The following is a 14,397-nucleotide window of genomic DNA, read 5'->3' as shown; positions in this document are numbered from 1 at the left end:
CAGAAATCCAAGTCTCTCTCCTCACAGACTACAGTGTATACACAAATGACGGGATTACGCGATTACTATCCTACGCGATCGCATTATCTCGTAATGACAATTTAATGAGTCTATAACCTCTGAAACCCTTGCAGATGCTACTTATACATATACCATATCTCCTCGCAGGAAAGACATTGAGCTAGAGGTTGCGCCAATCCTCTCAACAGTTGACTTATTGCTAAAAGCTAGCATTCTAATTGGCACTAGCTCAATTAACAACACAAAAATATCTTTCCCGATTTCCGCCCTAAACCCCTGATTTAGACCGTCTATCGATAGCATAACTTTTAATATAGGAAAATTTATTTGAAATAATTGCAATAAATTTGCAATAATTCTGGTAGGATATTTCCAAAGCTTATTGCAATAGATAATCAATAAGTTAAAAGACTGACTTGAGATAACTTTCAGGACATTACACAATGACAAGCATGGCTGTGCAGAACCTGGAATCAGTTCCCTGGTGGTCGGGGAATGCTCGTTTAACTAATCTTTCAGAACGACTGTTAGGCGCGCAGGTTGGCTAGTCGGTGGCTATGGGGGAGCATTGTTTGTTTGTTGTTGACCAATAGTAGTTTGTTCTTTTAAATATCAGGTGCGAAAATGGCGAAAAAAATCGGTTTATTCTACGGGACTCAAACTGGTAAAACTGAATCTGTAGCCGAAATTATTCGGGATCAGTTTGGTGGTGATTTAGTGGAACTGCATGATATTTCTCAAGCTGACACTGAAGATTTTTCGGAATATCAATATATTATTGTGGGTTGTCCGACTTGGAATATTGGCGAACTCCAAAGCGATTGGGAAGGCTTTTTTCCAGAACTAGATGATATAGATTTCAATGGTAAAATGGTTGCCTATTTTGGTACTGGCGACCAGATAGGATACGCCGATAATTTCCAAGATGCAATAGGCATACTAGAAGAAAAGATTTCCCAACGCGGTGGTAAAACTGTAGGTTATTGGTCAGCCGATGGTTACGATTTTAATGACTCTAAAGCTTTAAGAAATGGTAAATTTGTGGGTCTGGCAATTGATGAAGATAATCAATCTGATTTAACAGACGAGCGCATTAAAACTTGGGTGGCTCAGGTGAAACGAGAATTTGGTTTTTAATGAGTGCTGAGTTGAAAGTGCTGAGTCTGAAACATCACAAATACAGTTTATCTATCTGTATTTGTGATTCTCTGGAAAATTACTACTGCAAAATATTAGGGTATTTATGTCAGATGATCTTGATGTGATTTGGGTGAGTTCTAGTCCTGTGTTGCAACGTTTCGATAAACCATTGCTGCAATATTTATCGCAATATATGAATGTGGCTCAGTGGGAATATCGTCACGGTAAGGATGAAGCGGGTTCTGTAGATGAAGCTGTAGATTTATTGGCTGAGTTCTTATCTCATTTTTCTTACCCCTTACACTTAGCTGGTCATGGTGCGGGTGGTGCGATCGCTCTAACTTTTGCACGCCGCTATCCTGAAAAAGTGCGATCGCTTACCCTCTTGGCTGTCAGTTCTCAACCTGCAAATACTTGGCACGTCCACTATTATCTACAACGACAAGTATTTACGATGAGTCGTGAGCAAGTCTTGGCTACTAGCGTTCGTCATCTCTTTGGGGAACAACCCCACAATACTACTAAAAAGTTAATGGCAGTTTTAGATAGAGATTTAGACCAATCTCCCCTGTCACATTCTCTCTTCAAGTTAACTGAATTACCGCCTGGTGGGGTTTCGATGCCGACGATGATCTGCGGTAGCAAGAATGATTCTATTGTGAATCTACCTGCATTAGAAGGCTGGTTAAAAGTTTTGAAACCAGAAGACTATCTCTGGGAATGCCCCAAAGGTCATCATTTTTTTCACTACTTTTATCCGCAACAAGTCGGCGGACAAATGTTAAGCTTCTGGCAACCATATCATTTAAATTCTATGCCAAATTCTCAACTTTTTTCGCGAAATTTAGCAAAGTAATCAATTGCCCCTAAACCCTCTTTCAATTTATGCCAGGTCTGGATTTTGGATTGAAAGCCGGGGTTCATCCACCATGAATTACAGTAGTTGCAATTTCATACTAATTACCAACTGCTATTGACCATTTTTATCTCAACTTTTAATGGCGACAAAATGATATCTGTCCGCAATTTTTTTGCTGCTAATATTAGTGTCTTTAATTAATATTAACTTTTGTAAAAATGATTGTAATTAAGAAGTATTTTCAATAAAGTAGATTTGTAATAAACCAACTGGTTCTGATAACTTCAATAGGTCGACTGATTTCATCTTTGGTAGGCAACGTTTATCTTTTGAAGTTATTAGCCATTACTTGAGTATTCTTAGCAACAAATATTGATGAGTTAACCAATGCAGACATACGATAATCCCAAAGTCAAATATGATTGGTGGGTTGGTAATGCCGGTTTTTCTGACCTCTCTGGCTTCTTTATCGGCGCACACGTAGCACAAGCAGCCCTCTCCACACTGTGTCGAGGGTGTAGGGACTTCCTACTTGTTCCCTGCCTGTTAAACCTCTGATCTTTTCCATCAACACAGCTATTCTCAAGTTCCTTCCTCTGCCTACAGTTGAAATTATTCGACTGTGGGCAATTTCCTAAAATTCTTTGCGGAGTAACAAATAGCCATGGTGACAGTTTTTTATGCCTTGGTTGCTTGGGCAATCATGATTTTATTGCTTTGGAATATTTGGAGAACTCTTAAAAAAGGGATAAGTTTTATCTGGATGTTACATCAAATTCACTGCCATAAGTGTGAATATTCTACTAATGACTATCGCCTAAAATGTACAGTGCATCCTAAAAATGCTTGTTCGGAACAAGCTATTGGCTGTTTTGACTTTGAGCCGAAGACGGCTACTTGTAATGCTTGTCAAAAAGGCAGAACCTGGAAGTTTGGGAAAGGAAGTTTGCCGGTTAATTAACTATTCAACTTATTCCTGAGTTTGTTTTATGAATAATAACTCTGATGTGCTTTCGGAATTATGCGATTTTCTCTATCCCCGTCATCCCTACCAAGGGCAATTTAATGCTGATTATTTAGCTTTCAATGCACATTTACAAGAATTTTCTCAACGTGTTAACTATATTTGTAGTCTCCAGTCTGGTGGGAAGATTTCTCCCAAGGAGGCTTATAAACAGATTCATCGTCTGTGGAAGCAGTTAAAGGCTAATAAAAAGGCTTTGGTGAGTGTCGAAGACGAAGGGGCGCAAAGTGAGGCGCAGAGGAACGCGAAGAATTTTGATGAGGTGTGGGAATATATAGGGGATGAGTAGGAAGATTGAGTGCGATGATGGAATCCCCCATTGAGAGGATCAGGCTTTCTCAAACGGCTAAGGAACAACTGCTGAAGTTGAAGCGTAATACTAAAATTGAACAGTGGAATATTCTTTGTCGTTGGGCTTTTTGCCGTTCTCTGACGGAAGTGACTCCACCTTCTCCTGTTCCGATTCCCCAAGATAGTAATGTGGAAATGACTTGGCGGGTTTTCGGTGGGGATATGGCTGATATTCTGTTGCTGGCTCTCAAGCAACGCTGTCATAATGACGGTTATCCGACTGATAAAGAGACTTTGGCTACTCAATTCCGCCTACATTTACATCGTGGCATTGGTTACTTGGCGGGTGACACAAATATCAAGAAAATTGAAGATTTAATTGCATTGGCGATCGCTCAGAGAAAAGATATTAATTAACAGTAATTGATCACTGTTGGTTAGTATTATGCCTGAAACGGTAGAAATTGAGCGTCATCGAGCTGCGATCGCTCGCACGGAAATCTCTCGTCCTGTACGATTGGCTATAGAATGGGCAATTCTTAACCAAGACACCAGTTTTTTTGACTACGGTTGTGGTTATGGTGGGGATGTCCAGCGTGTAGCTAACCTTGGTTACAGTAGTTCAGGTTGGGATCCTTACTATTACCCCGATGAGCCAATTAATTCCGCCGATGTGGTGAATTTGGGTTACATTCTCAATGTGATTGAAGATATCGCGGAACGTCGTCAAAGTCTCATCCAGGCGTGGGAACTCACCCGTAAAGTTTTAATTGTGGCGGCTCAAGTCTTGATTAATGCCCCTAGTAAGGCACAATTAGCTTACAGTGATGGTATTGTCACTAGTCGGAATACGTTTCAAAAGTATTACGAACAAGAAGAACTGAAAAAATATATTGATGAGGTGTTAAATGTAGATGCTGTTCCTGTGGCTTTAGGTGTCTACTTTGTCTTTCGGGATGAAGCCGAAAAGGAAAGTTTTAAGGCTATTCGTTTCTTTTCGCGCACCTCTACACCACGCATCCGCATTCCTGTGAAGCGGTTTGAAGATTATCAAGAACAACTGCAACCTTTAATGGAGTTTTTCACTAAACGGGGAAGACTACCAGTGAAAGGCGAGTTAGCCACAGAACAGGAATTACTGACAGAGTTTGGTAATTTCCGCCGCGCCTTTAATGTAATTTTACAAGCTACCGATGAAGCAGAATGGGATGCGATCGCCTATCGTCGGTCTTTAGATATTCAAGTCTACCTCGCCCTCACCCATTTTGATCAACGTCCTAGATTCTCCCAGTTAGCACCAGAAATGCGCCATGACATCAAAGCTTTTTTCGGTAGCTATGAGGAAGCTTGTGAAGTAGCTGATCAAAAATTATTTAGTCTCGGTAGACCAGGAATTGTCAAAACCGCCTGCGATAAAAGTAAAATTGGCAAACATACACGCGGCGCGCTTTACGTCCATGTCTGTGCTTTAGCTGCTCTTGACCCGTTATTACGCATTTATGAAGGCTGCGCTAGTCGGACTATTGGGCGTGTCGATGGAGCTACTTTAATTAAATATTACATTGACCAACCGCAAATCTCCTATCTTTTTTATCCAGAATTTGACACAGACCCCCACCCAGCCCTAGCAGCAAGTATTAATATTGACTTAAAAACTCTACACATTACCCATCGAGATTACAGTAACAGGGAAAATCCCCCAGTTCTGCATCGCAAAGAAACCTTTGTTACACCCAGTTATCATCTCTACGAAAAATTTGCTCAACTCACCAAGCAGGAAGAGGAATTGGGACTGCTGAAACAAAAAAGTGAGATTGGTACGCGAGAAGGTTGGCAAAAATGCCTAGCCGCACATGGTGTAGAAATTAGAGATCATCAAGTCTACAGTTTGTAGGATTGGGGATTGGGGATTGGGGATTGGGGAAAAATAAAAAAACCCGCCTTGGCGGGGTTACACACAACAACACTATGAACAATGAAAACTTGTTAATTAGCTAAAATGTTTCAGCTCCACTTCTAGCTGCCGAATTAGCCTTTGATCACCACGGGCTTTAGCTACCTCTAATCGATGCTCAATGTTTTTTTGAATATTTCGTTTGTGTACTTCTTTCGCAGCGTTAACTGCTTGAAGTCTGTTTTGGCTCATAATTGTTAACCTCGATAATTTTCTTCTTTATATCTGGTGTTCCTAACATAGCATAAATTTCGTAGTCTTTGTTACAGATTTTTTGAATGTAATATAGTTTTAACTTAATTCTTATGTTGTCACTTGTGACTTTATTAAGCGATTTTGGCGATCGCGATGTCTATGTAGCGGTAATGAAAGGGGTAATTGCTCAAATTAACCCGCAATTGCAGACTCTGGACTTAATACACCATATTCCAGCCCAAAATATTGCCGTAGCTAGATTTTGCTTGATGAATGCCTGTCCTTATTTCCCGAAAGGGACAGTACACCTAGCTGTGGTAGATCCAGGGGTGGGTAGTCAAAGAAGGGCGATCGCTGTAGAATTTGCCGGTGGGTTTTTGGTAGGGCCTGATAATGGCATATTTAGCGGTTTATTAGCCGAAAGTCCCGCTATTGCAGCAGTTGAGTTGACTAACTCCAAATATTGGCGAACTCCTCAACCTAGCAAGACTTTTCACGGTAGAGATATTTTCGCACCTGTGGCAGCTCATCTTGCTAGTGGTGTGGCTTTACAACAGTTAGGCAGAGAAATTGATCTAGCCAGCTTAATTAAATTAAATATTCAGCAATGTAACGTAATAAATACTGGTGTATGGGGTTGCATTCAATATATAGATCATTTTGGTAATTTAGTAAGTAATATTCCAGAAAGTTCTGTGCAGTCTCAAAAATGGTGTGTGCAGATTTCAGGGGTGCGAATTCCAGGGGGTGAAACCTACACTGATGTAGCATTAGGAGAGGCTATTGCTTTAGTGGGAAGTCACGGTTGGGTAGAAATCGCCATCAATGGGGGTAATGCAAATTTGCAGATGGGAATCAATTTGTCTGATGAATTGGAAGTGATATTTTTGTCAACAGGGAATAGGGAACAGTGAATACACAAACAATATCTCAAGCGGAAGTTTATCAAGGACAGTTTGGGGAATTTACAATTACTCCAAGCGATCGCACTGGGGTAATTATCTATCGTACTGGGTTAATGGTAGCGGCGTTGAGTTTTGCGATCGCTACTGGTTTAGTATTATTTAACCATCAACTCAGCGTTATTCCAGTCATCACCCCACTGTACACTTGTTTTAGTCTGGCTTTGGGTGTGAGTTTATTAACGATACACATTTACATGGCATTTCTGCACAGAGTCTTGCAAGCATTTTGGCTGATTGGGATTATTTCCTCATTTGTTATTGGACATTTTGATAGTCAGCCTTTTGCACTGACTGTTTACAATCAACCACTAACTTTATTTGGTGTTGGGTTTACTTTTGCAGCGTTAACAGGAATTTATTTTAAAGAAGCTTTTTGCTTTCATCGTCTGGAAACTAAATTTCTAACGGCGATTGTACCAACATTATTACTAGGTCATTTATTAGGTATTTTACCTATTCAAATAGAGCAATTTCTTTTAGGATGTTGGGCAATTTTATTTTTAGTATTTGCTGTACGTAAAGCCTTGCAAGCCATTCCTCCCGATATTGGCGATAAGTCTGTATTTACTTATTTGAAATCAAAAAAAACCTGATTTATCTTTTCCTAGCAAGCATAGAGATTTTGATTCTTGCTCCCCTTTCCTTGTAGGCTATCCATTAAATATTCTTGGGGTTATACCAATTCACTAAAATTCTGATACAAATCCAAACTCAGAAACCCTTGTCAAGTCAGGATTTCTCAATGGCGAACTGCGAATTGCGTTAGCGAAGCGGGGCGTTAGCCCATTGCGAATTGGTATTACTAAATTTTTCCAGAAGTTATTTGTGACTACACCACTCACAAATTCCAATTACGCCGGAAATAAAAGAAACTTTCTAACCATTCTTGCCGAGCCAAATCATGATGCAATTGCTGATAATTCCATTCTCTAGCTATTTGTTCTAAAATTTCTGAGAAACTAGGATAAATAGGCGAGAAATTTGCTAATTGCTGCACAGGTATTTTTTGACTCATCGCTAAAGCAATCAGGTGAATTAATTCTCTAGCGTCCTTAGCGAAAATAGTAGCCCCTAAAATTTCTCCCTTACGTGAAACAATTAACTGACAAACGCCTGTCATTTGGTTCTCTAATTGGGCTACGGCTATTGATTTATAATATTGTCGTAAAACTATAATTTCCTTGTTTCCAAATCGGCGTTGTGCTTGTTTTGGCGTTAACCCTACTCTTGTCAACATCGGCTCAGAAACTATTGCCCAAGGAATATGAGAGTAATTAACTTTAAATCTAGGTAAAAATAGAGCGTTATTAATAGCAATTCTCGCCTCATATTGAGCAATGTTTGCAAAATCATAACCACCAATCACATCACCACAAGCATAAATCCGGCGGTTTGTAGTTTGCAGTTTTTGATTAATTAATAAACGTTGCTGAGACACTTTTACATTTGCTGCTGATAAATTTAATGATTCAATATTAGGTTGCTGTGCAGTTGCAACTACAATTTCATCAACTTCAATGGCTTTATCCCCTACCTGGAGCCATTTTTTATCATCAATTTTCCTCACCTGACTAACTATCGCTTCTGTCAATACCCTTACACCGTCAGCTTCTAATTGCGCTAATAGTAACTGAGAGATTTCTGGGTCGATATGGGGAATTAAATAAGGGTGATTGATAATTAAAATAACTCTACAACCCAATTTAGCCAAAGTTTGAGCAATTTCAATACTTTGGGGAACACCACCAATAATTACCCAATCTTGAGGCGGTTTTGCTGCTTTAAAAGCTTGCCAAATATTAGCCAGAGTTAGATAGCCAGTGGCTTTTAATCCCTCAATCTCTGGAATAGCTGGACGAGAACCATTAGCTAGTAAATAAGTGCGTCCCCGCAGGCGGCGTTGGTTGATAGCAAATGCTAAATCAGGCGTATTAGAAAATTGACCACTACCAAAAATCACATCAACTCCCTGGGCTGCAAGTACACCAGGAGAGGTTTGTGCTTGAATATTAGCTACAACACCCTGGGAATACAGCATGGCTTCCTCCCAGTTGATAGCAGAGGGCAATTTTGCTGTTTTATCTATGTGTATGCTGGAAAGACTGAAATTGGCTAAATCATCTCCAGACTGGGCAAAGTGAGCAATTTGACCCATAGCCTGACGATAAATTAACTCATAATCCACCTGCGATTCTACCAAGGCGACTTTAGCTTTAAATTGGGTAGCCAATAAAGCTGCGTAGCGTCCAGCCAGACTACCGCCAACAATTACAACATCGTAGTCAAGAGTCATTGTTATTAGTCATTAGTCAATAGTCAATGGTCATTAGTCATTAGTCATTAGTCATTAGTCATTGGCTAAGAACTTATTACTTACTTTTCTTACTCAACACCGACTAAACGCTGTGCTAGTGCAACACCACTCATTACTCATTACTCATTACTCATTACTCATTACTCAGCACTCAGCACTCATTACTCAGCACTCAGCACTTCTAAAGCTGCTAACAGGCTTTGATTATCAGCCTCAGAACGGACGGCTACGCGGAAGAAACGATCGCCTAGTTCTTTAAAACTGAGACAATCACGGATTAAAATCTGGTGATGCTGGAGTAATTGCTGCTGTAACTGTACACTCGATTTTTCTGTCTCCACTAATAAAAAGTTAGCTGCACTGGGTAGGGGTTTTAATCCAGGAATAGCAGCTAAACCTTGAAACAGTTGCTGGCGTGTGGGTGGTAGCCATTGCCAAGTTTGAGCTTGAAATTCTTCATCTTGAATAGATGCAATGGCGGCGGCGGCGGCCAAGGTATTCACAGGCCAAGGATCACGCCATGACTGCCATTTTCTCAAACGGTCAGGGTGAGCGATCGCATATCCTAATCTCAGCCCAGGCAGACTGTAAAATTTGGTTAGCGATCGCAAAACTACCAAATTGGCATATTCCTGCACCAGTGCAATCAAACTTTGTTCCTCATCAGGAGGGACAAAATCCATAAAAGCCTCATCCACCGCTACCAAAGCAAACTTCTCTAAGTAAGGCAAAATCTCCTCCCGCAAGAAAAGTTTACCCGTGGGGTTGTGGGGGTTGTTCAGTAACAAAGCGCAGTCTTTAGTAGGGGTATAGGGGTGTAGGGGTGTAGGGGTGTAGGGGCATAAAGGAGAAGTTGATTCTATCGTTTCCTTTAATATCCCAGTCCCCAGTCCCCAGTCCCCAGTCCCCAAAGAAAGGGGAAACTCCAGAACTTTAGCGTTATCAGCCGCCAAGGTGCGGTAGTAGTCGCCAAAAGCTGGAGTAATTAATACAGTTGCGGTCAATTGAGATAATTCTCTACCTGCCAAAGTCAGTAATTCTGCTGAACCGTTACCCGGCAGAATCCACTCTGGCGGTAGTTGATGGAAGTTACCCAGGGCTAATCTCAGGTCACTATAATCTGGGTCTGGATAGTGCCTGAGATTACCCATGTGCGATTGAATAGCAGCGATCGCACTTTCGGGTGGGCCAAGGGGGCTGATACTCGCAGAAAAATCCACAATCGCATCCCTTGGACAGCCTGCTAGTGCTGCTGCCCAAGCTAAATTTCCCCCATGAACCGGTTGCCGCATCAAATCAAAATTCCTAACAGTAACGCCTATGATTTTGGGGGCGCAACTTTTTCTCTAAACAGCTTACCAGCAGAAAAAGCAGGAACTCTAGTTGCAGGAATTTCCATCTTTTCGTTAGTTTTGGGGTTACGACCTTCACGGGCTTTGCGTTCCCGTGATTCAAAAGAGCCAAAACCTACCAGCGTGACTTTATCGCCAGAGGAAACAGCCTCAATAATCGTTTCCAAAGCCGCAGTTAAGACAGCATCAGCTTGCTTCTTAGTTACACTAGCTTTTTCAGCTACAGCATCGACTAATTCACCCTTGTTCATTTGGAACTCCTTAAGTTTGAGGGGAGATTTTTTCTAGATGCACTGTGTCGCATCTTTACCGAAATCTCTGTTTTACCGAACACAAAAATCGTCCTTGGGGAGTATTTTTACTCAAAATGCCTGTAAATCCCATCGGCTCGACTTTTCAATGAATCATTCTAAGGTGTTCAAGCCAGATGTGGATAGATGAAACCATTAATTTATATAGATTTCGGGATTTTTTTTATTTTTTAGGTGATTGTTACACTCAAAACCACTCCAAAAGTAGGAATAAATACTTAGTAAAACCACTAGTTGCGATTAATTCTAAATTTAAAAGTAAAGAAATACGAAGTTAAAAGAGTGGGGATTGGGGACTGGGGACTGGGGACTGGGAAAAGGAGACAAGGAGGACAAGGTAGACAGGGGAAATTTTACCTCAATGCCCAATGCCCAATGCCCAATTAATTACCATTCCCCAATTCCGCGCAATGGCTTTTTCTGCCCCGGAACACCCCCAAAGGCCGCTTTCTCTACAGATTCCACTAAAGAACGTGCCACACGGTCTACATAGGGGCGAGAAAAAGACCAAATCAAAGGCGATAACCAACCCCGGAGGGTGACTGAGTAAGATAAACAAGTACCACAGACAGTGGACTCGACTTGGTAAGTCACCCGTTCTTCTACGCCAGGGATAGCCATCACTCTAATACTCAGCAATTCTCTGGGGTTGACTCGTTCTACAAAAATCCGAATGGGAATAGGTGAAAAACGTGTGACGGCTTGATAGATTAATCCAGGTTTAGGAACTAATCCATAGGGTACATTTGTACTTTTAAGTAGTGGATGCCAGGAAACATCCGTTAAGTCAACTACCTTTTGCCAGAGATCATCTACAGAAGCAGGACTAATTTCTCGATATGTCCGTACCAGAGAAACACAAAACCGACGGTGTTTGCGGTGGACGAATTTGGATAACCAAGCTTTCATTTGCCAATCCTCCTCGCTACACACTTGCTGGTAACTCTCTGGCATAGTCTGCTATTGTGATTCACTGCCCTCAGCACTTAGCACTCAGCACTCAACACCGGCTAAACGCCGCGCTACCGCTAACAGCCCTCAGATGAGTTTGACCTTGATACCAGAATGTTCCCATCAAGAAGTACAACAAAAATTTAATCAATATACAAGCCTATACGCATTTGAGGGAAAATAACTCTAATCACGCCCATTGATCATGTAAATGTTTAACAAGCAAAAAGGTGTTTGGGCAAGTTGATCCTCATTTTCGGCTCGTCCTTACCACAAATTTTTACAATTAAAATTTGTGGCAGTTTTGAAAAACGTCATTTAGTTCGGGAGTCTCATGGTAACTAATTCGCAAACCCCAACTGTAGAAGCAAAATTATCCACATCTTTACCTGGGACTGATGCCAAGGCGCGTGTCAGTCATTTTATGAAAAGTTTACAAGATGAAATTTCACAAACATTAGCCAAGCTGGATGGTGTGGGTACGTTTCACGAAGATAGTTGGGAACGTCCAGAGGGAGGTGGCGGGCGATCGCGTGTGCTGCGTGATGGTGCAATATTTGAACAAGCTGGTGTAAATTTTTCTGAAGTTTGGGGTTCCCATCTGCCTCCCTCTATTTTAAAGCAGCGTCCAGAGGCGGAAGGTCACGGCTTTTATGCCACTGGTACCTCTTTGGTGTTACATCCCCGTAACCCTTATGTGCCTACAGTTCACCTCAACTATCGTTATTTTGAAGCTGGCCCCGTATGGTGGTTTGGTGGCGGTGCGGACTTAACACCTTATTATCCTTTTGCAGAAGATGCCGCCCATTTCCACAAGACACTCAAGCAAGCTTGTGACCAACATCACCCAGAATATTACCCAGTGTTTAAACGTTGGTGTGATGAGTATTTCTACCTCAAGCATCGAGACGAAACACGCGGTGTAGGCGGTTTATTTTTCGATTATCAAGATGGTCAAGGGGTGTTGTATCGTGGCCCCGACCCCAAAGGCGAAGCCGCCCAATATAGCGACCAAGTAGGAATCCCCGCACAACGCACTTGGGAAGATTTATTTAGCTTTATACAGAGTTCTGGTGCAGCCTTTTTACCCGCTTATGTTCCCATAGTAGAACGTCGTCATGGAATAGAATATGGCGATCGCGAACGTAATTTTCAACTTTACCGTCGCGGTAGATACGTCGAATTTAACTTAGTTTACGACCGAGGCACTATCTTTGGGTTACAAACCAACGGCCGGACAGAATCAATTTTGATGTCCTTACCCCCCTTGGTGCGTTGGGAATACGGTTATCAACCAGAACCTAATACCCCCGAAGCCGAATTGTATAATACTTTCCTCAAGCCTCAAGATTGGATTAACTGGCAACCTAGTAAATAGCACTGAATAATTACGTGGTGGTAAGCAGGCCTCATCACACAATTAAGACTGTGGGATAGTGAATTACCCAGGGTAGTCATCAGTAACTTACCAAGGACAATAAAAATTTCCAAAAGTCCTTCTCGCTGACTCAGTAATCTTATCTGGGTACTCAGCACAGATTTGGTGAGTTAAACTACTAAAGGTAAGCACCTATTTAAAAAAAAAGGTGACAAATTTAGCTGTGTCTTGTTAAATTCAAGTTTCAGCACTGAATAGTCCTGTAGTTGGTGGGTTAAATAAATTACTACTTTTGTCAGAGTAATGTGATGGCTTATCAACTCCAGGACTAGTACAAAAAAGCAACTTTTACCAGTCAAAATTCATAGTCTAGAAAGCTGATTGCATAAGCTTTTCTAACTATTGGTATGGAGACTGTAAATGTGTTTTCCTGTACTATTACCAATTCTCTAGAAATCAGTTACGGAGACAACCTGGAAAACCCAGATAGCACCTAACTTGTTTGACTCTGAATTGGTATCACTTAACCACAGTCAACTTTAAGATAAGTGCCACAGGGGGCTTAGTGATTCACATAGAACAAACCACCTACACAACTCAAGACGGTAATACAGTCATTGTCTTGACACCATCCGGTCGCTTAGATATCACCACAGCTTGGCAATTTCGCCTGAAATTACAAGAGTGTATTTCTAAACTCAGCCGTCATGTAGTGGTGAATCTTGGTCAAGTAAACTTTATCGATAGTTCCGGCCTGACATCTTTGGTAGCCGGTATGCGCGACGCAGATAAAGTTAAAGGTAGTTTCCGCATATGCAACGTTCATCCAGAAGCCAAATTAGTATTTGAAGTTACCATGATGGATACGGTATTTGAAATTTTGGAAACTGAAGAGGAAGCTTTAGAAGGTGTACCTCGCAGTATTGCTAGTTAAAAGAGTGCTAAACCAAAAAAGTGCTGAGTCACAAGTGATGAGTTATAAATGGTTCGTCTACCTCAACAATTAGCACGCTGCTCAACGCCCTACTTCCGCTAACAGCACTCAATACTGCTCTCGTTTTATGTAGCGATAAGGCCCCATAATCGCACCCCAAGTTGCTTTACCTGTTATTTGATCAATGCCTTTATCGTAGCTATATAAAGCCATTTCCATAATTTCAAATCCTAAAGAAACTTGGATAGTATTACCTTGATAAGTGAAGGTGCAGCGAGTATCCGTAGGCGGACTCGCAACAAATTTATATTGGTTAGCCGCTATCTCTTGTTGAGTTACCTTGAGAATACAACCGGGTAACAATTCTAATTGCTCTAAAGTCAGTGCCTTTAGTAAATCGGGGTTTCGACCCCCACCAGCTAAGGCACTGTAATTTTTAGGCATATAGTATTGCACTTGCAAACCAGCGTCAAATTTACTAGGCATTATTCGTATCACACGTTGGCGATAAGGACTATCTAAATTCAAGATATTGGCTTGTTCGGCAAATATCGTGATGCTGTCCTCCGTAAATAGCTGCACAGGTCTTTGCCACAAACGCAAATGGACATACCATATAGGTTCTGCGATCGCCTGTTCTCGATTATCAAATTCCCCACAGAGGTACTTACCCAAGTTAACTAAATCAGTGGAAAAGACCATATTTAA

The 14,397-nt window shown here is 41.3% G+C and carries 15 protein-coding genes and 2 pseudogenes; 11 read left to right on the top strand and 6 right to left on the bottom strand.

What is annotated here, in order from left to right; genetic code table 11:
* The first annotated feature begins 645 nt into the window (after window positions 1–645).
* From fldA to ACQFX9_RS09515, 7 genes and pseudogenes are all read left to right on the top strand, one after another.
* Entirely contained in the window at window positions 646–1,158 is a 513-nt protein-coding gene (gene fldA / locus ACQFX9_RS09545; RefSeq protein ID WP_427161800.1) for a flavodoxin FldA, read from the top strand.
* A gap of 106 nt (window positions 1,159–1,264) precedes the next feature.
* Window positions 1,265–2,017, top strand: a complete 753-nt coding sequence (locus ACQFX9_RS09540) for an alpha/beta fold hydrolase (RefSeq protein ID WP_427161798.1) — start codon at window positions 1,265–1,267, stop codon at window positions 2,015–2,017.
* Between the two features lie 390 nt (window positions 2,018–2,407).
* Window positions 2,408–2,536: pseudogene (locus ACQFX9_RS09535) on the top strand (chlorophyll a/b binding light-harvesting protein); the annotation flags it as partial.
* Window positions 2,537–2,684: 148 nt separating this feature from the next.
* Window positions 2,685–2,981, top strand: a complete 297-nt coding sequence (locus tag ACQFX9_RS09530; protein ID WP_427161797.1) for a hypothetical protein — start codon at window positions 2,685–2,687, stop codon at window positions 2,979–2,981.
* A gap of 28 nt (window positions 2,982–3,009) precedes the next feature.
* Window positions 3,010–3,243 (top strand): annotated as a pseudogene (locus ACQFX9_RS09525) (DUF7219 family protein); the annotation flags it as partial.
* Between the two features lie 107 nt (window positions 3,244–3,350).
* Window positions 3,351–3,752 (top strand): DNA sulfur modification protein DndE, encoded by a 402-nt coding sequence (gene dndE / locus ACQFX9_RS09520; protein ID WP_427162844.1) that lies wholly within the window; start codon window positions 3,351–3,353, stop codon window positions 3,750–3,752.
* Window positions 3,753–3,780: 28 nt separating this feature from the next.
* Complete coding sequence (locus ACQFX9_RS09515; protein WP_427161795.1) at window positions 3,781–5,229, top strand: DNA phosphorothioation-associated putative methyltransferase; 1,449 nt, start codon at window positions 3,781–3,783, stop codon at window positions 5,227–5,229.
* 96 nt (window positions 5,230–5,325) lie between these two features.
* On the opposite strand, the gene ACQFX9_RS09510 is transcribed toward ACQFX9_RS09515, so the two are convergent.
* On the bottom strand, window positions 5,326–5,481 hold the full coding sequence (locus tag ACQFX9_RS09510) for a hypothetical protein (RefSeq protein ID WP_427161793.1): 156 nt from the start codon (window positions 5,479–5,481) through the stop codon (window positions 5,326–5,328).
* Window positions 5,482–5,594: 113 nt separating this feature from the next.
* Here ACQFX9_RS09510 and ACQFX9_RS09505 point away from each other — a divergent pair, with 113 nt between their 5' ends.
* Together ACQFX9_RS09505 and ACQFX9_RS09500 are read left to right on the top strand one after the other, a co-directional pair.
* On the top strand, window positions 5,595–6,398 hold the full coding sequence (locus ACQFX9_RS09505; protein WP_427161791.1) for an SAM hydrolase/SAM-dependent halogenase family protein: 804 nt from the start codon (window positions 5,595–5,597) through the stop codon (window positions 6,396–6,398).
* The gene (locus ACQFX9_RS09500) at window positions 6,395–7,042 is read left to right on the top strand and encodes a DUF2301 domain-containing membrane protein (protein ID WP_236142226.1); all 648 of its coding nucleotides are present in this window, start codon (window positions 6,395–6,397) and stop codon (window positions 7,040–7,042) included. The genes ACQFX9_RS09505 and ACQFX9_RS09500 overlap by 4 nt, the downstream gene beginning before the upstream one ends.
* Window positions 7,043–7,287: 245 nt before the next feature.
* Here the strand turns inward: ACQFX9_RS09500 and ACQFX9_RS09495 are convergent, their stop codons facing one another.
* From ACQFX9_RS09495 to ACQFX9_RS09480, 4 genes are all read right to left on the bottom strand, one after another.
* Window positions 7,288–8,742: a dihydrolipoyl dehydrogenase family protein gene (locus tag ACQFX9_RS09495; RefSeq protein ID WP_427161789.1), complete on the bottom strand. Its 1,455-nt coding sequence runs from the start codon at window positions 8,740–8,742 to the stop codon at window positions 7,288–7,290.
* 182 nt (window positions 8,743–8,924) lie between these two features.
* Entirely contained in the window at window positions 8,925–10,055 is a 1,131-nt protein-coding gene (gene cobD / locus ACQFX9_RS09490; RefSeq protein ID WP_427161787.1) for a threonine-phosphate decarboxylase CobD, read from the bottom strand.
* A gap of 26 nt (window positions 10,056–10,081) precedes the next feature.
* The gene (locus ACQFX9_RS09485) at window positions 10,082–10,366 is read right to left on the bottom strand and encodes an HU family DNA-binding protein (protein ID WP_103137906.1); all 285 of its coding nucleotides are present in this window, start codon (window positions 10,364–10,366) and stop codon (window positions 10,082–10,084) included.
* 447 nt (window positions 10,367–10,813) lie between these two features.
* Entirely contained in the window at window positions 10,814–11,335 is a 522-nt protein-coding gene (locus ACQFX9_RS09480) for an SRPBCC family protein (protein ID WP_427161785.1), read from the bottom strand.
* A 376-nt stretch (window positions 11,336–11,711) separates the two neighbouring features.
* On the opposite strand from ACQFX9_RS09480, the gene hemF reads away from it, so the two are divergent.
* Both hemF and ACQFX9_RS09470 read left to right on the top strand, forming a co-directional pair.
* Entirely contained in the window at window positions 11,712–12,755 is a 1,044-nt protein-coding gene (gene hemF, locus ACQFX9_RS09475) for an oxygen-dependent coproporphyrinogen oxidase (protein WP_427161784.1), read from the top strand.
* Window positions 12,756–13,320: 565 nt separating this feature from the next.
* Window positions 13,321–13,689, top strand: a complete 369-nt coding sequence (locus ACQFX9_RS09470) for an STAS domain-containing protein (protein ID WP_103140738.1) — start codon at window positions 13,321–13,323, stop codon at window positions 13,687–13,689.
* A gap of 108 nt (window positions 13,690–13,797) precedes the next feature.
* On the opposite strand, the gene ACQFX9_RS09465 is transcribed toward ACQFX9_RS09470, so the two are convergent.
* Complete coding sequence (locus tag ACQFX9_RS09465; protein WP_427161782.1) at window positions 13,798–14,391, bottom strand: chromophore lyase CpcT/CpeT; 594 nt, start codon at window positions 14,389–14,391, stop codon at window positions 13,798–13,800.
* Window positions 14,392–14,397 lie beyond the last annotated feature (6 nt).

Origin of the sequence: Aliinostoc sp. HNIBRCY26 (assembly GCF_050235535.1) — a bacterium.
Classification (GTDB): Bacteria; Cyanobacteriota; Cyanobacteriia; order Cyanobacteriales; family Nostocaceae; genus Trichormus.
This window is presented reverse-complemented; position numbering and strand designations above follow the sequence as displayed.